The organism is Noviherbaspirillum sp. UKPF54, assembly GCF_007874125.1.
Classification (GTDB): domain Bacteria; phylum Pseudomonadota; class Gammaproteobacteria; order Burkholderiales; family Burkholderiaceae_D; genus Noviherbaspirillum.
Genome location: NZ_CP040128.1, coordinates 4,662,149 through 4,680,129, shown reverse-complemented (window position 1 = coordinate 4,680,129; position 17,981 = coordinate 4,662,149). Strand labels below are relative to the sequence as shown.

19 protein-coding genes are annotated in these 17,981 nt (G+C 62.7%); 6 read left to right on the top strand and 13 right to left on the bottom strand.

Going from position 1 to position 17,981, the window contains the following annotated elements; translation table 11 throughout:
- Positions 1 to 152: 152 nt before the first annotated feature.
- Both FAY22_RS21675 and polA read right to left on the bottom strand, forming a co-directional pair.
- Positions 153 to 1,037 (bottom strand): dienelactone hydrolase family protein, encoded by an 885-nt coding sequence (locus tag FAY22_RS21675; RefSeq protein ID WP_146332998.1) that lies wholly within the window; start codon positions 1,035 to 1,037, stop codon positions 153 to 155.
- 24 nt (positions 1,038 to 1,061) lie between these two features.
- Positions 1,062 to 3,809, bottom strand: a complete 2,748-nt coding sequence (gene polA, locus FAY22_RS21670; RefSeq protein ID WP_146332996.1) for a DNA polymerase I — start codon at positions 3,807 to 3,809, stop codon at positions 1,062 to 1,064.
- A 1-nt stretch (position 3,810) separates the two neighbouring features.
- Here polA and FAY22_RS21665 point away from each other — a divergent pair, with 1 nt between their 5' ends.
- From FAY22_RS21665 to FAY22_RS21650, 4 genes are all read left to right on the top strand, one after another.
- The gene (locus FAY22_RS21665; RefSeq protein ID WP_146332994.1) at positions 3,811 to 4,548 is read left to right on the top strand and encodes a TIGR00730 family Rossman fold protein; all 738 of its coding nucleotides are present in this window, start codon (positions 3,811 to 3,813) and stop codon (positions 4,546 to 4,548) included.
- A gap of 106 nt (positions 4,549 to 4,654) precedes the next feature.
- Positions 4,655 to 5,065: a DUF2782 domain-containing protein gene (locus FAY22_RS21660; RefSeq protein ID WP_146332992.1), complete on the top strand. Its 411-nt coding sequence runs from the start codon at positions 4,655 to 4,657 to the stop codon at positions 5,063 to 5,065.
- A 48-nt stretch (positions 5,066 to 5,113) separates the two neighbouring features.
- The gene (locus tag FAY22_RS21655; protein WP_146332990.1) at positions 5,114 to 6,070 is read left to right on the top strand and encodes a homoserine kinase; all 957 of its coding nucleotides are present in this window, start codon (positions 5,114 to 5,116) and stop codon (positions 6,068 to 6,070) included.
- Positions 6,071 to 6,072: 2 nt separating this feature from the next.
- Positions 6,073 to 6,846 (top strand): BPSS1780 family membrane protein, encoded by a 774-nt coding sequence (locus tag FAY22_RS21650; RefSeq protein ID WP_146332988.1) that lies wholly within the window; start codon positions 6,073 to 6,075, stop codon positions 6,844 to 6,846.
- A 37-nt stretch (positions 6,847 to 6,883) separates the two neighbouring features.
- Here FAY22_RS21650 and FAY22_RS21645 read toward each other — a convergent pair whose 3' ends face one another.
- From FAY22_RS21645 to FAY22_RS21625, 5 genes are all read right to left on the bottom strand, one after another.
- A complete protein-coding gene (locus FAY22_RS21645) occupies positions 6,884 to 7,363 on the bottom strand; it encodes a hypothetical protein (RefSeq protein WP_146332985.1) in 480 nt (159 codons plus the stop codon).
- A 90-nt stretch (positions 7,364 to 7,453) separates the two neighbouring features.
- A complete protein-coding gene (locus FAY22_RS21640) occupies positions 7,454 to 7,924 on the bottom strand; it encodes a periplasmic heavy metal sensor (protein WP_146332983.1) in 471 nt (156 codons plus the stop codon).
- On the bottom strand, positions 7,921 to 8,355 hold the full coding sequence (locus tag FAY22_RS21635) for an anti-sigma factor (RefSeq protein WP_146332981.1): 435 nt from the start codon (positions 8,353 to 8,355) through the stop codon (positions 7,921 to 7,923). Before FAY22_RS21635 ends, FAY22_RS21640 begins: the two co-directional genes overlap by 4 nt.
- A complete protein-coding gene (locus FAY22_RS21630; RefSeq protein WP_146332979.1) occupies positions 8,352 to 8,918 on the bottom strand; it encodes a sigma-70 family RNA polymerase sigma factor in 567 nt (188 codons plus the stop codon). The genes FAY22_RS21635 and FAY22_RS21630 overlap by 4 nt, the downstream gene beginning before the upstream one ends.
- 108 nt (positions 8,919 to 9,026) lie before the next feature.
- Complete coding sequence (locus tag FAY22_RS21625) at positions 9,027 to 11,315, bottom strand: UvrD-helicase domain-containing protein (RefSeq protein ID WP_146332977.1); 2,289 nt, start codon at positions 11,313 to 11,315, stop codon at positions 9,027 to 9,029.
- 396 nt (positions 11,316 to 11,711) lie between these two features.
- On the opposite strand from FAY22_RS21625, the gene FAY22_RS21620 reads away from it, so the two are divergent.
- The gene (locus tag FAY22_RS21620) at positions 11,712 to 12,221 is read left to right on the top strand and encodes a dihydrodipicolinate synthase family protein (protein ID WP_146332975.1); all 510 of its coding nucleotides are present in this window, start codon (positions 11,712 to 11,714) and stop codon (positions 12,219 to 12,221) included.
- 26 nt (positions 12,222 to 12,247) lie between these two features.
- Here the strand turns inward: FAY22_RS21620 and FAY22_RS21615 are convergent, their stop codons facing one another.
- Entirely contained in the window at positions 12,248 to 12,625 is a 378-nt protein-coding gene (locus tag FAY22_RS21615) for a cupin domain-containing protein (RefSeq protein WP_146332973.1), read from the bottom strand.
- Between the two features lie 120 nt (positions 12,626 to 12,745).
- Between FAY22_RS21615 and FAY22_RS21610 the strand changes: the two genes are divergently transcribed.
- On the top strand, positions 12,746 to 13,696 hold the full coding sequence (locus tag FAY22_RS21610; RefSeq protein WP_146332971.1) for a LysR family transcriptional regulator: 951 nt from the start codon (positions 12,746 to 12,748) through the stop codon (positions 13,694 to 13,696).
- Here FAY22_RS21610 and thiE read toward each other — a convergent pair.
- The 5 genes from thiE to thiC are packed head-to-tail and all read right to left on the bottom strand — an operon-like array spanning position 13,639 to position 17,958.
- Positions 13,639 to 14,247 carry a thiamine phosphate synthase gene (thiE, locus tag FAY22_RS21605; RefSeq protein ID WP_146332969.1) on the bottom strand — a complete coding sequence of 203 codons (609 nt, stop codon included), beginning with the start codon at positions 14,245 to 14,247 and terminating at the stop codon, positions 13,639 to 13,641. The genes FAY22_RS21610 and thiE overlap by 58 nt on opposite strands.
- On the bottom strand, positions 14,244 to 15,032 hold the full coding sequence (locus FAY22_RS21600) for a hydroxymethylpyrimidine/phosphomethylpyrimidine kinase (RefSeq protein WP_146333577.1): 789 nt from the start codon (positions 15,030 to 15,032) through the stop codon (positions 14,244 to 14,246). Before FAY22_RS21600 ends, thiE begins: the two co-directional genes overlap by 4 nt.
- Positions 15,032 to 15,823 (bottom strand): thiazole synthase, encoded by a 792-nt coding sequence (locus tag FAY22_RS21595; RefSeq protein ID WP_146332967.1) that lies wholly within the window; start codon positions 15,821 to 15,823, stop codon positions 15,032 to 15,034. Before FAY22_RS21595 ends, FAY22_RS21600 begins: the two co-directional genes overlap by 1 nt.
- Before the next feature lie 15 nt (positions 15,824 to 15,838).
- Positions 15,839 to 16,042 carry a sulfur carrier protein ThiS gene (thiS, locus tag FAY22_RS21590; protein ID WP_146332965.1) on the bottom strand — a complete coding sequence of 68 codons (204 nt, stop codon included), beginning with the start codon at positions 16,040 to 16,042 and terminating at the stop codon, positions 15,839 to 15,841.
- Between the two features lie 2 nt (positions 16,043 to 16,044).
- The gene (thiC, locus tag FAY22_RS21585; protein ID WP_146332963.1) at positions 16,045 to 17,958 is read right to left on the bottom strand and encodes a phosphomethylpyrimidine synthase ThiC; all 1,914 of its coding nucleotides are present in this window, start codon (positions 17,956 to 17,958) and stop codon (positions 16,045 to 16,047) included.
- Positions 17,959 to 17,981: the final 23 nt, after the last annotated feature.

Here is a 17,981-nt window from a genome sequence, read left to right as displayed (position 1 = left end):
AGATGGTCGTGGCCAGCAGGATGGATAACAGCGTGGAGTCGATTTTGGCCACCTCTAATTGCAACAAAGTTGCAAATTAAAGCACAGACAAGGTTTTTCGGCAAACAATGGGATCATCCGGCGCGCTTGGCGCGCCGATCTTGCCGATCGCCCTATGCCACGCCGTGCTCCTTGAACCATGCCAGGCAGCGCTGCCATGCGGTCTTCGCATCCGCCTCCACATAGCTCGGCCGGTAATCGGCATTGAAAGCATGACCGGAATTCGGGAACACCATGAATTCCGATTTGTTGCCGCCCCTGGCCAGCTCGACTTTCATCTTCTCGACAGTGTCGAGCGGAATCCCGGTATCCTTGCCGCCGTACAAGCCGAGCACCGGCACTTTCAGGCCGGCGGCGATATCGACCGGCTGCGCCGGCGCCAGCGCCGATTTTTCCCCGACCAGCCGGCCATACCAGGCCACGCCCGCCTTCACGCCCGGATTGTGGGCGCAGTACAGCCAGACGATGCGCCCGCCCCAGCAAAAACCCGTGATGCCCAGCTTGTCGACATTGCCGCCATTGTCTTTCGCCCATGCCAGGCAGGCATCGAGGTCGGCCATTACTTGGGCATCGGGCACCTTCGAAACAACTTCCTTCATCAGTTCCGGGATGCTGCCGTAGGAAGCCGGATCCCCCTGCCGCATGAACAGGTCGGGCGCAAGCGCGAGATACCCTTGCTTGGCGAAGCGGCGCGCGACGTCGGCGATGTGCTCATGCACGCCGAAGATTTCGGAGACGACCAGGATCACCGGCAGGTTGCTCTTGCCTTCCGGCTGGGCGCGGTACACCGGCACCGCCTGGCCATTCACGGTCACGCTGACCGTGCCCGCCGTCAGTCCGGCGGTGTCGGTCTTGATCACGCTTTGCGCCGCGACCGGCAAGACAGCCGCCGCAAAGCCGGTGCCCAGCGCCGTCTTCAGGAAATCACGCCGGTCGACGCCGTCCGACAACGGCGTCTTGGCAACCAGGCAGTCGACATCTTCTTTCAAGTTCTGCATTTCGCTCCTCCGAAAAATGATCGATCAATGTGCTTGGTCCCAGTTCTTGCCCACGCCGACCTCCGCGATCAGAGGCACTTTCAGCGTCGCTACGCTGCTCATCAGTTCCGGCAGCGTGTGTTGAATATGCGGCAATTCGTTTTCCGGCACTTCCAGCACCAGTTCGTCGTGCACCTGCATCACCATCTTCGACTGCATCCGCTCGCCTTCCAGCCAGTCCTGCACCGCTATCATCGACAGCTTGATCAGGTCGGCGGCGGTGCCCTGCATCGGCGCGTTGATCGCGGCGCGCTCGGCCGCCTGGCGGCGCGGGCCGTTCGGCGAATTAATCTCCGGCAGCCACAGGCGGCGGCCGAACACGGTTTCCACATAGCCGTGCGCCTTGGCCTGGGTGCGGGTGTCGGCCATGTACTGCGCCACCGCCGGATAGCGCTGGAAGTATTTGTCGATATACAGCTGTGCGGCGGCGCGTTCGATGCCGAGGTTGCTGGCCAGGCCGAACGCGCTCATGCCGTAAATCAGGCCGAAGTTGATCACCTTCGCATAGCGGCGTTGTTCGTTCGTCACGTCCGCGCGCTCCACGCCGAAGATTTCCGCCGCGGTGGCGCGATGGATGTCCTCGCCTTCGGCGAACGCGCGCAACAGGTTCTCGTCGCCGGAGATGTGCGCCATGATGCGCAGCTCGATCTGCGAGTAGTCGGCCGACACGATCACGCTGCCCGCCGGCGCGATGAAGGCTTCGCGGATGCGCCGCCCCTCGGTGGTGCGCACCGGGATATTCTGCAGGTTCGGGTCGTTCGACGCGAGGCGTCCGGTCACCGCCACCGCCTGCGCGTAATTGGTATGCACGCGACCGGTGTCCGGGTTGACCATCCTGGGCAGCTTGTCGGTATAAGTGGACTTCAGCTTCGACAGGCCGCGGTAGTCGAGCAGGATCTTCGGCAGCGGATAGTTTTCGGCCAGCTTCTGCAGCACTTCCTCGTCGGTCGAGGGCGAGCCCGACGGAGTCTTTTTCACCACCGGCAGCTGCAGCTTGTCGAAGAAGATTTCGCCGATCTGTTTCGGCGAATTCAGGTTGAATGGCTGCCCCGCCAACTCGTAGGCCTGGCGCTCCATCTCCAGCATGCGCATGCCCAGCTCGTGCGACTGCGCGGCCAGCAGCTGCGCGTCGACCAGCACGCCGTTGCGCTCGATCTTCTGCAGCACGACCGAGGTCGGCAGCTCGATCTTTTCGTAGATGAACTTCAGCCCCTCGTTCTCGGCCACCTGCGGCCACATCGCCTGATGCAGCTGCAGCGTCACGTCCGCGTCTTCCGCCGCGTACTCGGTGGCGCGTTCGACTGCCACTTCATCGAAGCAGATCTGCGACGCGCCCTTGCCGCACACTTCCTCGAAGGTGATGGTCTTGCGGTTCAGGTGGCGCAGCGCGAGGCTGTCCATGTCATGGCTCTTGTGCGACTCGAACACGTAAGATTCGAGCAGCGTGTCGTGCACGATGCCGCGCAGCGTTACGCCATGGTTTTCAAAGATGTGGCTGTCGTATTTGAGGTGCTGGCCGACCTTGGGCTTGCCCGCGTCTTCCAGCCAGGGCTTCAGCTTTTCCAGCACGAGTTCACGCGATAACTGCGTCGGCGCGTCCTGGTAGCGATGCGCCACCGGGATGTAGGCAGCCACGCCGGGCTTGCAGCACAGCGAAATGCCGACCAGCTGCGCACGCATGGCATCCAGCGACGTGGTTTCGGTATCGACCGAGGTCAGCGGCGCGGCGTCGATCGTCTCGATCCAGCGCGCGAGCTGCGCTTCGGTCAGCACGGTTTCGTATTCGGTGGTCGCCGGTGCGGCGTCAAACAGGGCGCCCTGCGCCGTTCCGTTCTGCGCCTGCGCGGCGGCGGCAGGACGCGCGCCGGCAGCTTCTCCGGTCAGCTCGCGCAGCCAGGTCTTGAAGCCGTAGCGCCGGAAGAAGTCGATCAGTGCGTCGTTGTCCACCGGTTTTGCCACCAGCGATTCCGGGACCGTCGTCATGTGCGCCGCCAGGTCGCAGTCGGTCTTGACCGTGATAAGCGTGCGCGCAGTGGGAAGCCAGTCGAGCGCGCGGCGCAGGTTTTCGCCGACCGCGCCGCCGACATCCTTGGCGTGCTCGATGATGCCGTCCAGCGAGCCGTACTGGTTGATCCATTTGACCGCCGTTTTCGGGCCGACCTTGTCGACGCCTGGCACGTTGTCGACCGCGTCGCCCACCAGCGTCAGGTAATCGACGATGCGTTCCGGCGGGACGCCGAACTTGGCAATGACGCCTTCCCGGTCCAGCTTTTCATTGGTCATGGTGTTGATCAGCGTGACATGGTCGTTCACCAGCTGCGCGAGATCCTTGTCGCCGGTCGACACCACCGCCTGCATGCCGTGCTCGACGGCCTGCACCGAGAGCGTGCCGATCACGTCGTCGGCCTCGATGCCCTCCACCATCAGGATCGGCCAGCCGAGCGCGCGCACCGCTTCGTGGATCGGCTCGATCTGCCGTGCCAGGTCTTCCGGCATCGACGGGCGATGCGCCTTGTATTCCGAATACAAGTCGTCGCGGAAGGTCTTTCCTTTTGCATCGAATACACAGGCAATGTATGCTGCCGGATAGTCGTTGCGTAAGCGCCGCAACATGTTGATCATGCCGTAGATGGCGCCGGTCGGCGCGCCTTCCGCGTTGCGCAGGTCCGGCATCGCATGGAACGCACGATAGAGGTAGCTGGAGCCGTCAACTAACAACAGGGTTTTATTCATTATGGTGTCAAAGGGAAAAAACGTGCCGCGCCTGCGGCAAGTGGCAGACATCAATCGCGCCACGGCGAAGAAGGCACGCGAGTCGTGGCATATGCTCACGATTATGGCAGAGTTTATCGAGTCGACCGAACGCCTGTCGGAGCTGCGCCCGGCGGTGTCGATTTTCGGCTCGGCACGCATCAAGCCTGAAGACCCCTACTACCAGAAAGCGGTCGATATCGCGCGCCGCCTGTCCGACGCGGGGCTGGCCGTCATCTCCGGCGGCGGGCCGGGCATCATGGAAGCGGCCAACAAGGGTGCGTTCGAAGGCGCGTCCGCCTCGGTCGGCCTGAATATCGAACTGCCGCACGAGCAGCGCAGCAACATGTGGCAAGACATTTCGATCAGCTTCCGCCACTTCTTCGCGCGCAAGGTAGCGTTCGTCAAGTATGCGGATGCATATGTGGTGCTGCCGGGCGGCTTCGGCACCCTCGATGAGATGTTCGAAGTGCTGACGCTGATCCAGACCGGCAAGTCGCGCCGCATTCCAGTGATTTTGGTCGGCACCACGTTCTGGCGCGGCTTGCTCGACTGGTTCCGCGACCGGCTGGCGGCGGATGGCATGATCGCCGACAAGGATCTCGATCTGGTGCAACTGATCGACGAGCCGGCCAATGTCGTGGACGCGATCTTTGCATTTTATGAAGCGCGCGAAGATTTGCTGTCGCCGGAAAGCAAGGAAACCGGCGCGTATTTGTAGCGACGGCGCAGTTATTTTCCAGGTCAATGGGCGCGGTTTGCTAAAATGTTTCGGAGAGGCTCGACTCGTTCGAGCCGCACTATCCCATAACACGTCAAAGAACATCATGCGCACACTCAAGGCCTGGCATCTCACGGCAACCTGCATAGCCGCCTTCGCAACGCCTCTGCTGGCCCAAGCCCAACAAGCCGACGCCCCGCCGCCACCCCAGATGCAAAAGCTGGAAGAAGGCGAAGCGCCGGCCGTCACGATCCGCAAGCCGGACCAGGAACGCAAGATCACCGAGAAGCGCGCGCGCGGCGGCAAGGTCACCGAAACGAAAGTCACCAGCGGCAAGAGCACTTATTACCTGAAGCCGAACGAGCAGCCCGGTGCCATGCCCGGCGACGGCCAGAGCAGCGCCAATCGCGGCGCGCAGTGGCAAGTCAAGGAATTCGACCTGAGCCGCAAGCAGGAAGCAACCACCGAGCAAGCCGCTTCCATTCCCGCGCCGCCGCCCGCGCCGGCAAAGAAATAACGCGTATTTCGCCCTCACATCCCCGATTTTCTTTTTCCGATTTCGCTCATGGCAGTATTCACCCCGGTCAGCCTGGATGACCTCACGCAATGGATTACGCAGTTCGATCTTGGCAAGCCGCTAGCGATCAAAGGCATTTCATCCGGCATTGAAAACAGCAACTTTTTCCTCACGACTGAAGCCGGCGAATTTGTCCTGACGATTTTCGAAAAACTGACATTCGAGCAACTGCCGTTCTACCTGCAACTGATGCGCCACCTGGCTCAACGCGGCGTATTGGTGCCGGCGCCGATGGCCAACCGTCAGGGCGAAATCCTGCACGAGCTGCACGGCAAGCCGGCGTCGATCGTGACCAAGCTCAAGGGCGTGTCGCAACTTTCGCCCAAGCCGGTGCACTGCGCCGCAGTCGGGGCTATGCTGGCAAAGATGCATATCGCCGGCCAGGACTTTCCGCTGCACCAACCCAACCTGCGCGGACTGGACTGGTGGCTGGCAACGACGCCGGTCGTGCTGCCCTACCTGCCGCAGGCCGGACAGCATTTGTTGCGTGCGGAAATCCATGCGCAGGATGCGTTTGCCGCCTCGGCGGTGTATCGCGAGCTGCCGCGCGGGCCGATTCACGCCGACCTGTTCCGCAACAACGTCATGTTCGACGGCGAGCGCCTGACCGGCTTTTTCGATTTCTACTTCGCCGGCTGCGATACCTGGCTGTTCGACGTGGCAGTTACGGTCAACGACTGGTGCATCGACCTGGACAGCGGCGCGCTGGACATGGCGCGCTTGCATGCGCTACTCGACGCCTATCATGCGGTGCGGCCGTTTACACAGGCGGAAAAGGAATCCTGGCAACCGATGCTGCAAGCCGGCGCACTGCGCTTCTGGCTGTCCCGGCTGTATGATTTCTACCTGCCTCGCGAGGCGGAAATGCTGACGCCGCACGACCCGACCCATTTCGAGCGCATTTTGCGCCAGCGTATCGACAACCCGGTTCCGGCATTATTTTGACGATGGAAAAATTGCCCGCACGCACAGGCTGGCTTTGGGTGAAGGAAGGCTTCGCGTTGTTCCGCAAGCAACCTTTCGAAATGTCGACCCTGTTCTTAAGCTACATGTTCCTGATGCTCGCGCTCGGCATCGTTCCGCTGCTCGGGCAAATCCTGCCGATGGTGCTGGTGCCGGTGTTTTCGATGGCCTTCATGCAGGCATGCGTGAACATCGAACAGGGCAAGAAAATCTACCCGAACCTGCTGCTGACCGGGTTCCAGTCGCCCGCCTTGCGCCGCCTGCTCATCCTCGGCGCGCTCTACCTGCTGGCGGCGGTGGTCGCGATTGCCGCCTCCGCGCTGATCGACGGCGGTGTCCTGTGGGATTTGTTGAGCGGCCAGAAGGAACTGGACGAGCAAACCGTGCGCCAGTCCAACCTGACGCTGGCGACGATTTTCTCGGCGGCCGTCTACACGCCGGCGGCAATGGGTTTCTGGTATGCCGCGCCGCTGATCATGTGGCAGGACATGAGCGTCGGCAAGGCGATTTTCTACAGCTTCTTTGCCGTGCAGCGCGCGGGCAAAGCCTTCCTGACATATGGACTGGCGTGGATCCTGATAGGCGTGCTGCTGCCGGCCATTGCCAGCAGCATCGTCGCCATGGTGTTCGCACGCGCCGCAGCCGTGATGGTCATTCTATTGCCGCTGACGCTGATGCTGACGGTCGTGATGTATTGCTCGTTCTACCCCACCTACACCCATATTTTCGGGCGGCCCCAGCAGCCTCCCGCCGCCTGAACCGCGCAAGCGGAGACAGGCGGCGTCGCGCCTGTCTTCAATGTGGCAATTTCACCGGCTTCCAGCCGGCGTGGTCAAAGTACTTGCCATAGGTATTGACGGCCTGCGCGGCCTTGACCACGCCAAGCGCCCGGTCCTTGTCAGGCTGCTGACCTTCGAGTGCGTCGACGCCTTGCGTCAGTTGGCCGATGATCACATGCAGCTGCGCATCCGCCTTCGGATCGAGCTTGCAGTTCTGCACGATATAACCGACCTGCGCGTTGATATCCTGCCCCAGCTGTTCGTACTGTGCCGGCGTCAGCTTGCCGGCATGCGCTTGCGGCAGCGCGGCGGCAACCTGATCCCGGATCGTGCTCATCCCCTTGCGCAGCGGCTCATCGGTCGGCCACTTCTTGCCCGCATTGAGTTCGATTTTCTGCGGCACCGTGCCGTGATCATGATGGCTGTGCTCGGCAGCGAGCAAGGTCAACGGGAATGCCAGCGAGATCGCGGCCAGTAAGGATGCTGAAGATTTCATTGCGTATGCGCTCCATAACGATGTTCAAGGCGGGCCGCCTGCAAGCGGCCCTGTCTGCTTAAACGAAGCATCTGTGAAAATGTTCCATGCTTAATGCCGGTGCAGCATTTCCTCTTCGGTGGTTTCCTGCGCATAACGGCTCAAAAACAGCGTCATCAGTTTTTCCCGCTGATGCGGGTTCAGCAGATCGCGCTCCGCCAGCAGCTGCCGCATGACGCGCCGTTGCTGGCTGTCCTGCAAGGCAGCGATCCGTACCTGCTCGGCATCGAGCGCGACGTGGTCCGGCGCCGCCGAAAACGCCTGCCGGATCAAGGTTTCGCGATGCACCTTGATCTCGCGCCAGTTGGCCGCCAGGTCCTTCAGGAAGCCCTGCTCCATGTCGCTCCAGCGCCGACGCTGTTCGGCATTCAATTCCAGGTAATCCGGCAGGCTCACGCGTGCGCTTTGCGGCGCCGCTGGTTGGGACATCGCTCCCAGCCTGCTGACGCCGACAGTTGCGACGATGCCGGCGTTAAGCGCCAGCGAGACGGCCAGCAGCAATTTCAGTGCGCTACGATTCATTTCAGTCCTTTCGATATGCCGCACAGTTCGGCGGCGGCGCACAGCCCGCCGGGCGGGACGGGATCGAACACGCGCGTCACCGACGCCGGCGGCGCGACGGCGGCGGGAGCGATCAGCAGCGCGCCCAGCCAGGCACCGGACGCCAGCGACAGTGCCACGGCCAGGCCGGGCGCGCCCCAGGCCGCCCAAAACGACCGGGCCGGGGGCGGCCGGCTTGCGCTGCGCATGCGATGCTCCAGGTTTGCCGCCAGATCGAAGCCGAGCACCGGCGACGGCAGGTCTCGCAGCGCGCTGCGCAACACCAGCAATTCATCCAGCTGCTGGCGGCACACCGGGCAGCGATCCAGGTGCACCGCGAAACGACGGCGCTCGGATGATGTCAGCGTTTCATCCATGTAGGCGGAGATTTCGGCATGCTTGGGACAGTTCATCGGCGTGGCTCCGTTGGATGTCTGACGATGTCGAGCAATGCGGCGCGCGCCCGTGCAATGCGCGACTTGACGGTACCGATGTTCAGGTCGAGCACGTCCGCGATATGTTCATAGCTCATGTCTTCGATTTCCCGTAGCAGCAGGATTTCGCGATGTTCGGCCGGAAGGCGCAACAACGCCGCTTCCAGGACACGGTAGCGCTGTGCCGTTTCGACGACCGCTTCCGGCCCGGCCGCCGCATCCGGCATGTCGGCCTCGTCGTCCAGTTCCACGAACTCGACGACCTTGCCGCGACGCAGCAGGTCGAATGCGCCATTGCGCGCGATGCGAAACAGCCAGGTCTTGAACTGGGCATCGGGGCGCCAGCGATTGAGCCCCTGGTAAGCGCGCAGGAAGGTGTCCTGGGTCAGTTCCGCCGCGTCTTCCGGCGAGCGGGTCAGCCGCAGCAGGAAGCGGTAGATGCGGTCCTGGTAGCGCGCGACCAGTTCGGAAAATGCACGGCTGTCGCCGCGCTGGGCGAGCGTTGCGCATTGCATGTCGTCGAGGTGGGCAAGAGTTCGCATTATCGATACCCGCTCTAACGAACGGGCGCCGAAAAAGTTCCATCCGCAATCAGGAAAGGCATGCCTGGCTGCGCGCCGCCCCTATCAGCGCGCAGCAACAACTGTGCATCAATTCAGGCGCTGCGCCACTTTTTCCAGCTTGGCAATGCCGAGATCCAGCAGCTTCATGCCGTGCTTGCCGAAATTGATATGCGCCCGCATGTTCGTGCCGCCGCCTTCGATGTTGACGATCACGCCCTCGCCGAACTTCTGGTGCATGACGGTTTCGCCGATGCGCCAGCCGGCATCCTTGCGGGCAAAATTTTGCGCGATCTTGTTGGCGCCCGCTTCCGGCGCCTCGTCCCACGCCGATTTCCGGTGACCGAACCACTGCGGCTGCACGCGCGGCGACAGCCATTTCAGCGTTTCCTCCGGCAGTTCGTCGAAAAAGCGCGACTTCATGTTGTAGCGCGTCTGCCCGTGCAGCATGCGGGTCTGCGAAAAGCTCAGGTACAGGCGCTTCTTGGCGCGCGTGATCGCCACGTACATCAGGCGCCGCTCCTCTTCCAGCCCGCCCTCTTCCTGCGCGCTGTTTTCATGCGGGAACAAACCTTCTTCGAGACCGGTGATGAATACCGCGTCGAATTCCAGGCCCTTGGCCGAGTGCACCGTCATCAGCTGCAGCGCATCCTGCCCGGCCTGCGCCTGGTTGTCGCCCGCTTCCAGCGACGCGTGCGACAGGAAGGCCGACAGCGGCGACATCACCGTCGGCAAGGGCGCATCGGCGTCGAGCACTTCGACGCCGTCGGCGGTGGTGAGCGCCTCGCCGGCCACCGGCTGGCCTTTCGGCCCCAGGAAGGCCGGCGCGTCGATGCCGAAGCCTTCTTCCGACACGAACAGCATCGCCGCGCTCACCAGCTGTTCCAGGTTCTCGATGCGGTCCGCGCCTTCCTTCTCGTTCTGGTAGTGCGGGATCAGGCCACTCATGTCGAGCATCACCTTCACCATTTCCTGCAGCGGCAGGTTCTGCGTCTCGAAGCGCATGGCCTCGACCAGCTTCACGAAACCGCCCAATGAGCTCCCCGCCTTGCCGGCCACGTACGGAACCGCGGCATACAGCGAAATGCCGTACTGGCGCGCCGCATCCTGCAACTGCTCGATCGAGCGCGCGCCGATGCCGCGCGTCGGGAAATTCACCACGCGCAAAAAGGCCGAATCGTTGTGCGGGTTGTCCATCAATTGCAGGTAGGCGATCGCATGCTTGATTTCGGCGCGCTCGAAGAAGCGCTGCCCGCCATAGACGCGGTACGGAATGCCGGCGGTGAACAGCGCGTGCTCGATCACGCGCGACTGCGCATTCGAGCGGTACAGGATCGCGATCTCGCTGCGCGCCGCCCCTTCGTTGATCAGGCTCTTCGCTTCCTCGATGATCCACTGCGCTTCCTGGATATCGCTGCTGGCCTCGTACACGCGCACCGGTTCGCCGTGGCCGGCGTCGGTGCGCAGGTTCTTGCCGAGGCGCTTGCTGTTATTCGCGATCAGCGTGTTGGCGGCGTCGAGGATGTGGCCGTGCGAGCGATAGTTCTGCTCCAGCTTGATCAGGTTCTGCACGCGGAATTCGCGCTCGAACGCGACCATGTTGCCCACGTTCGCACCGCGGAACGCGTAAATGCTCTGGTCGTCGTCGCCGACCGCGAACACCGCGTTGTGCGCCCCGGCCATCAGCTTGAGCCATTTGTACTGCAGATCGTTGGTGTCCTGGAACTCGTCGACCAGGATGTGCTTGAAGCGCGCCTGGTAATGCTCGCGCAGCGGCTGGTTGCGCGTCAGCAAATCATAGGTGCGCAGCAGCAATTCCGCGAAATCGACCACGCCCTCGCGCTGGCACTGGTTGTCGTAGGCGGCGTACAGTTCGACGAACTTACGGTTGTAGTCGTCGTTGGCTTCCACGTCGTGCGCGCGCAAGCCATGCTCCTTCGCATTGTTGATGAAGTACATCAGGTTGCGCGGCGGGTATTTCTCATCGTCGACGTTCAGTGACTTCAATAAGCGTTTGATCGCCGACAGCTGGTCCTGGGAATCGAGGATCTGGAACGTCTGCGGCAAGCCGGCGTCGCGGTAGTGCGCGCGCAGCAGGCGGTTGCACAAGCCGTGAAAGGTGCCGATCCACATCCCCCGTGTATTGATCGGCAACATCGCGCCCAGGCGTGCCGTCATTTCCTTTGCCGCCTTGTTGGTAAAGGTCACCGCGAGTATACCGGCCGGAGACACCTGCCCGGTCTGGATCAGCCAGGCGATGCGCGTGGTCAGCACGCGGGTTTTTCCGGAGCCGGCGCCGGCCAGGATCAGCGCCGATTGCGCAGGCAAGGTGACGGCGGCGAGTTGTTCGGGATTGAGGTTGTGGAGGAGGTTCTGCATCCCGTGATTATACCGGCGAGCACCAGGCAGCTGAGGGCGATATTTCCCTGCGCCAGCGCCAATAGCACCGATCTTTCTTGCGCGCAAACCAAAGCGTTGCTTGACGCATAACACCCGCCACCGCATAATCAAAATGACATTTTTTCCTTCTTGTTATGCCCACGAGCGCCTGCCTCATCGATCGCTTCATCGCTTCCCGCGGCAATGCGCGGATGCAGGCACACGTCGCGCGCAAATCGAAAAAACAGCCGCTCATCTGACCGGGGCGCGCTGTCCCGTCAGGTGGGCTGACAGGACAGCAAGCGCAAAGGCCGGAAACTTTCCTCCTCTGACACGCGCGTTCTTCCAGACTCTCCCGACGGCGACCTTGCCGGTCAATTTTTCATTGGAGTTGCAATGACATCGTTTTCGGGAATCTGGGTTCCATTGGTGACGCCGTTTCATGGCGGCGCGGTCGATTTTCCTTCGCTTCAACAACTGACGCGTCGCATTGTGGACGCCGGCGTCGCCGGCCTCGTGGTCTGCGGATCGACCGGAGAAGCGGCGGCGTTAAGCGGCGAGGAACAGCTGGCGGTGCTGGATACCGTCCTGCGGGCAGCGCCGAACTGCCCGGTCGTGATGGGCCTGGCCGGCAACAACACGACATCGATGCTGCATCGTCTGCAGGAAATCCAGCAACGCCCCGTGCGCGGATTGCTGGTGCCGCCGCCATACTACGTCCGCCCATCGCAGGCCGGCCTGCTGGACTACTACCGCACACTCGCAGATGCGTCAGCAGTACCGCTGATCGTCTACAACATCCCTTACCGCACCGGCGTCAATATCGAACCGGTGCGGCTGGCGCGACATGTCCAGGCTGACGAGCTGCAGGCGGCGCCCCGCAGGCGCGGCGCCGCGCAGCAATAAGTTGCGCGAATCGGCTGGTCGCCGCTTCAGGTCGGCCACGGCAATTCGACCGGCACGCCGTCAGGCAGCCAGACGCCGACCGGCGAAGCCGCCAGCACGGCGAGCGTGTGCAACGGTTCGCTGCCGATACTGACAATCTGGTGATCGACACCGGACGGAATGACTATCGTGGTATTGGCACTAAAGCGCTCGATCCGGCCGTCGACGCGCAATTCCCCCTCGCCTGCCGTGCAGAGCACGACTTCCTCGCAGTCATGGCGATGCGGCGGCGTAGCGCACCCGGGATCCATCGCCTGGTGCCAGACAGACAGGTTACGCAAACCATTAGCGCTGCCGGCCAGCGTGACATGGGCGATTCCCGGAAAGGGCGTGGCGGACGGTGCTTCGTTGCTCAGTATTTGCATGTTTTCTCCTCGCTTGTCGAAACCGTCGGCGACGGTGTGATGCAAGTATGCGTCGGATATACAATGCGCAGAATAGACATCAATATCGGCATATTGAGGAAAATTTTTCGTTAATTGATCATGAGCGGATTCAGCCAGTTTCTCGCTTTCGCCTGCGCGGCCCGGCACGGCAGTTTTGCCGGCGCAGGCCGCGAACTCGGCGTGACGCCGTCGACCGTCGCCAAGCGCATCATGCGCCTGGAAGAGCAGCTCGGCCTGAAGCTGTTCCACCGCACGACGCGGCAGGTGACATTGACCTCCGATGGCGAATCGCTCTATGCGCGCTGCGAAAAGATCCTGGCGGATATCGACGAACTCGAAACCCTCGCCGCCGGCGCCAGTGGTTCGCCGCGCGGCGAGCTGCGCGTCAGCGTGCCCATCACCTACGGCAAGCTGGTGGTGTTGCCGGCACTGGCACGCCTGCTGCGTGCACATCCGGAGATGACGGCGGATGTCCGTCTGTCGGACCAGTTCTGCGACCTGATCAAGGATGGCTTCGACGCCGCGATTCGCGTCGGCACGCTCGCCGACTCCGGCCTGGCGAGCCGCCAGATCGACGTCCAGCAGCTGCGGATGTATGCGAGCCCCGGCTATCTCGACGCGCATGGGGTGCCCAAGCATCCGTGGCGCCTCGACGGGCATCGCTTCATTCTGTTTCGCAATCCCACCTCCGGCCGCGAGCGGCACGTGCAGTTTCAGGTAAATGGCAAGACGATGGATGTGCCACCGCAGCGTCGCCTTCTGGTCAACGACGGAGAAGGGATGGTGAGCGGCGCCTGCCTCGGGCTCGGGCTGCTGCAAGTACCGGACTTTATGGCTGCGGATGCCGTCGCGCGTGGCGCGCTGGTAGAGGTGCTTCCAGGCTTTCAGCCACCGCCCCAGCCCATGAGCGTGGTATGGGCGGGGAACCGGCTGATACCGCCGCGCCTGCGCGCATTCATCGACGCACTGGCGCGGCAGCGGGATGACCGGATTCAGGAGAAGAGAGCAGCGAAACGACGTGCGGACGCCTCCGGATCATCCGCCATGTAGACGCTGCTGATGGCCGCCACCATGTCGGTGCCGAGTGCCACCAGCGGCGCCGCATTCTCATGCGTCATGCCGCCGATGACCACGTTCGGCAGCGGGATCGCCGACTTCGCCTGCGTCACGATAGACGGTTGCGTGGTGACCGCGTACTTTTTCACACGCGACGGATAAAAGCCGCCGAACGCCACGTAGCTGGCGCCCGCGCGATGCGCATCATGCGCCATCTGCAGGCTGCCGTAACAGGATGCGCCGACGATCTTCCCGGAACCCACCACGGCGCGCACCTGAGCCACCGCCATGTCGGTGCCGCCGACGTGGATGCCATCCGCATCAAGCTCCAGGCACAAGTCGACGAAGTCGTTCACGATGAACGGCTTGCCGTAACGGCGGCACAATGCCTGCAGTTGCGCTGCCTGCTCGCGGCGCAGCTCGGCAGACGCCGTCTTGTGCCGGTACTGCACGAGCGCCGCGCCGCCGCGCAGGCCGGCTTCGGTGACATCGAGCAGTTTTTGCGTATCGTCCCAGTCCGGCGTGACGAGATACAGTCCCTTCATACATCTTCCTCAATTGAAACCCGGCGATTGGGTATGCGCTGGCCGTCGGCGATCGCGTACGACGTCACCAGCGCCTGATGACAATAGGATTGCGCCGCCTCGATGGCATGAACCATCGTTTTTCCTTGCGCGAGCAAGGCAGCGACGGCAGATGCGAGCGTACAGCCGGTGCCGTGATAACTTCCTTCCAGACGCGGCCACGTCCATGTCCGCTGATGGCCGTTGGCGAACCAGCGGTTCACCACTTCCGGCCCCGTGCCGTGTCCGCCCTTGATCAAGACATTCGGGCAATGGCGCAGCAGGGTTTCGACCTGCACCTCCGGGCGCAGCTCGCCGCCGCACAAGGCCGCCGCTTCCGGCAGGTTCGGCGTAACCAGCGTTGCCACCGGCAGCAACGGCGCGATTGCCTGCACTGCATTATCCTTGGCCAGCGGGTCGCCATGACCGCTGGCCAGCACCGGGTCGAGCACTACCTGCAGATCGGGCCGGCGCTGCTTCATCGCGCGCACCGTATCCGCGATCGCCTCGGCGTTTTCGCGGTTGCCGACGATGCCGATCTTGACCGCCGCGATGTCGATCTTGCCCATCAGCGCATGCGCTTGCTGCCGCACCAGCTCGGCCGGCACCGGATGCACGTTGAACACGCGGTCGTTGTCCTGCACCGTCAGCACGGTAATGGCGGTCAGCGGGTGCGCGCCCAGCGCCGACACTGCCTGGATATCCGCCTGCAGCCCCGCCCCGCCGCTCGGGTCCGAGCCGGCGAAGATCAGGACGCTGGGACGCATCACGTGGCGCGCCCTTCCATCGGCGAAGACGGCGACGCCGCGAATTTCTTCGGAATCCGGCCCGCCAGGTAGGCGTCGCGCCCGGCTTCCACGGCCAGCTTCATCGCCCGCGCCATGCGGATCGGGTCGCGCGCGCCGGCAATCGCCGTGTTCATCAGCACGCCGTCGCAGCCGAGCTCCATCGCAATGGCCGCATCGGACGCGGTGCCGACGCCGGCATCGACCAGCACCGGCACGTTCGACTGCTCGATGATCAGCGACAGGTTCCAGGGATTGAGGATGCCCATGCCGGAGCCGATCAGCGACGCCAGCGGCATCACCGCGATGCAGCCGATCTCTTCGAGCATCTTCGCCTGGATCGGGTCATCGCTGCAGTACACCATCACGTCGAAACCGTCCTTCACCAGCGTCTCGGCCGCCTTCAGCGTTTCCGGCATGTTGGGGAACAGGGTTTTCTGGTCACCCAGCACTTCGAGCTTGACCAGCTTGTGGCCGTTCAGTAGTTCGCGCGCGAGCTGCAGGGTATACACCGCATCCTTGGCGTTGTAGCAGCCGGCGGTATTAGGCAGGATCGTGTATTTCGAAGGCGGCACCACGTCGAGCAGGCTGGGCGCATTCGGGTCCTGGCCGATGTTGACGCGGCGGATCGCCACCGTGATGATTTCCGCGCCGGACGCTTCGGTGGCGACGCGCGTTTCTTCCAGGTCGCGGTACTTGCCGCTGCCGACCAACAGGCGCGAGCGATACGTTTTACCGGCGATGGTAAGGCCTTCGTTTTGCAGATCAGTCATAAAAATCCTTTGTCATTAACCGCCACCGATCGCACGAACAATATCGACGCGATCGCGCGGTTGCAGCACGCGCTGCGTCCACAGATGCCGCGGCACCACCTCGCGATTGATCGCCACCGCCAGCGACTTGTTCGCCAGGTCGAGCGAGGCGATCAGGTCCTGCACGTTCTGGTTATCGGCAACCGGGTGCGGCGCACCGTTCAGTTCGATCTCCATCATGCTTACTGCTTGCGATAGAGTTCCGCGCCGCTCTTGACGAATTCAACGGCCTTCACTTCCATGCCTTTCTTCAGCGCCTCCTCGTCGGAGACGCCTTGCGAAGCGGCGAAATCGCGCACGTCCTGCGTGATCTTCATCGAGCAGAAATGCGGGCCGCACATCGAGCAGAAATGCGCGACCTTGGCGGAATCCTTCGGCAGCGTCTCGTCATGGAATTCGCGCGCCTTGTCCGGGTCGAGGCCGAGGTTGAACTGGTCTTCCCAGCGGAATTCGAAGCGTGCTTTCGACAACGCGTTGTCGCGGATCTGTGCGCCCGGATGGCCTTTCGCCAGGTCGGCGGCGTGTGCGGCCAGCTTGTAGGTGATAATTCCTTCCTTGACGTCCGCTTTGTTTGGCAAGCCGAGGTGCTCCTTCGGCGTCACATAGCACAGCATCGCAGTGCCGTACCAGCCGATCATCGCAGCACCAATACCGGAGGTGATGTGGTCGTAGCCCGGTGCGATATCGGTGGTCAAGGGTCCCAGCGTGTAGAACGGCGCTTCGGCGCAATCGCGCAGCTGCAGGTCCATGTTTTCCTTGATCAGGTGCATCGGCACGTGGCCCGGACCTTCGATCATCACCTGCACGTCATGCTTCCAAGCGATCTGCGTCAGCTCGCCCAGCGTCTTCAGCTCGCCCAGCTGCGCTTCGTCGTTCGCGTCGTAGATCGAACCGGGGCGCAGGCCGTCGCCCAGCGAGAACGACACGTCGTAGGCCTTCATGATTTCGCAGATCTCTTCGAAATGCGTGTACAGGAAGGATTCCTTGTGATGCGCGAGGCACCACTTCGCCATGATCGAGCCGCCGCGCGACACGATGCCCGTCATACGCTTGGCCGTCAGCGGCACGTATTGCAGGCGCACGCCGGCGTGGATCGTGAAGTAATCGACGCCCTGTTCCGCCTGCTCGATCAGCGTGTCGCGGAAGATTTCCCAGGTCAGGTCCTCGGCCTTGCCGTTCACCTTTTCCAGCGCCTGGTAGATCGGCACGGTACCGATCGGCACCGGCGAATTGCGGATGATCCATTCGCGCGTTTCGTGGATGTGCTTGCCGGTCGACAGATCCATCACGGTGTCGCCACCCCAGCGGATCGCCCAGGTCATCTTTTCCACTTCTTCGCCGATCGACGACGTCACTGCGGAATTGCCGATATTGGCGTTGATCTTCACCAGGAAGTTGCGGCCGATGATCATCGGCTCGATTTCCGGGTGATTGATGTTGGCGGGGATGATCGCGCGGCCACAGGCGATTTCGGAGCGCACGAATTCCGGTGTGATTTCAGACGGGATGTTGGCGCCGAACGATTGCCCCGGATGCTGGCGACCCATCAGGTCGGCCAGCTTCTGTCCCATCGGGCCGGAAGTCTTCAAGCCTTCCAGGTATTCCTTGCGGCGCAGGTTTTCGCGGATCGCGATGTATTCCATTTCCGGCGTGATGATGCCGGCGCGCGCGTAGTGCATCTGCGTGACGTTCTTGCCCGCTACCGCGCGGCGCGGCTTGCGGTGCAGGTTGAAGCGCAGCTCGGCCAGCTTCGGATCGTTCAGGCGCTCGATGCCGTATTGCGAGGACGGTCCGGCCAGCTCTTCGGTATCGCCGCGTTCGGCGATCCACGCCGCGCGCAGCGCCGGCAAACCGGAGCGGATGTCGATCTGCACGGTCGGATCGGTATACGGTCCCGACGTGTCATACACATAAATCGGCGGATTCTTTTCCGCGCCCATGGACGCTGGCGTATCGGCCTGGCTGATCTCGCGCATCGGCACGCGGATATCCGGACGCGAACCTTCGACGTAGATCTTGCGGGAATTTGGCAGCGGCTGGATGGCCGCTTCGTCCACCTTGGCGGTGGCGGCGAGGAATTGCGGGTTGGCGTTCATGGTGCTCCTTTGCGATGTCGGAA

What these genes read in the sequence shown, in the direction of transcription:
- FAY22_RS21655 (WP_146332990.1), top strand. Translation starts at nt 5,114, where the DNA reads ATGGCAGTATTCACCCCGGTCAGCCTGGATGACCTCACGCAATGGATT.
- polA (WP_146332996.1), bottom strand. Translation starts at nt 3,809, where the DNA reads ATGAATAAAACCCTGTTGTTAGTTGACGGCTCCAGCTACCTCTATCGT.
- FAY22_RS21675 (WP_146332998.1), bottom strand. Translation starts at nt 1,037, where the DNA reads ATGCAGAACTTGAAAGAAGATGTCGACTGCCTGGTTGCCAAGACGCCG.
- FAY22_RS21660 (WP_146332992.1), top strand. Translation starts at nt 4,655, where the DNA reads ATGCGCACACTCAAGGCCTGGCATCTCACGGCAACCTGCATAGCCGCC.
- FAY22_RS21640 (WP_146332983.1), bottom strand. Translation starts at nt 7,924, where the DNA reads ATGAATCGTAGCGCACTGAAATTGCTGCTGGCCGTCTCGCTGGCGCTT.
- FAY22_RS21620 (WP_146332975.1), top strand. Translation starts at nt 11,712, where the DNA reads ATGACATCGTTTTCGGGAATCTGGGTTCCATTGGTGACGCCGTTTCAT.
- FAY22_RS21630 (WP_146332979.1), bottom strand. Translation starts at nt 8,918, where the DNA reads ATGCGAACTCTTGCCCACCTCGACGACATGCAATGCGCAACGCTCGCC.
- thiS (WP_146332965.1), bottom strand. Translation starts at nt 16,042, where the DNA reads ATGATGGAGATCGAACTGAACGGTGCGCCGCACCCGGTTGCCGATAAC.
- thiE (WP_146332969.1), bottom strand. Translation starts at nt 14,247, where the DNA reads ATGAAGGGACTGTATCTCGTCACGCCGGACTGGGACGATACGCAAAAA.
- thiC (WP_146332963.1), bottom strand. Translation starts at nt 17,958, where the DNA reads ATGAACGCCAACCCGCAATTCCTCGCCGCCACCGCCAAGGTGGACGAA.
- FAY22_RS21625 (WP_146332977.1), bottom strand. Translation starts at nt 11,315, where the DNA reads ATGCAGAACCTCCTCCACAACCTCAATCCCGAACAACTCGCCGCCGTC.
- FAY22_RS21615 (WP_146332973.1), bottom strand. Translation starts at nt 12,625, where the DNA reads ATGCAAATACTGAGCAACGAAGCACCGTCCGCCACGCCCTTTCCGGGA.
- FAY22_RS21635 (WP_146332981.1), bottom strand. Translation starts at nt 8,355, where the DNA reads ATGAACTGTCCCAAGCATGCCGAAATCTCCGCCTACATGGATGAAACG.
- FAY22_RS21595 (WP_146332967.1), bottom strand. Translation starts at nt 15,823, where the DNA reads ATGACTGATCTGCAAAACGAAGGCCTTACCATCGCCGGTAAAACGTAT.
- FAY22_RS21650 (WP_146332988.1), top strand. Translation starts at nt 6,073, where the DNA reads ATGGAAAAATTGCCCGCACGCACAGGCTGGCTTTGGGTGAAGGAAGGC.
- FAY22_RS21600 (WP_146333577.1), bottom strand. Translation starts at nt 15,032, where the DNA reads ATGCGTCCCAGCGTCCTGATCTTCGCCGGCTCGGACCCGAGCGGCGGG.
- FAY22_RS21610 (WP_146332971.1), top strand. Translation starts at nt 12,746, where the DNA reads ATGAGCGGATTCAGCCAGTTTCTCGCTTTCGCCTGCGCGGCCCGGCAC.
- FAY22_RS21645 (WP_146332985.1), bottom strand. Translation starts at nt 7,363, where the DNA reads ATGAAATCTTCAGCATCCTTACTGGCCGCGATCTCGCTGGCATTCCCG.
- FAY22_RS21665 (WP_146332994.1), top strand. Translation starts at nt 3,811, where the DNA reads ATGGTGTCAAAGGGAAAAAACGTGCCGCGCCTGCGGCAAGTGGCAGAC.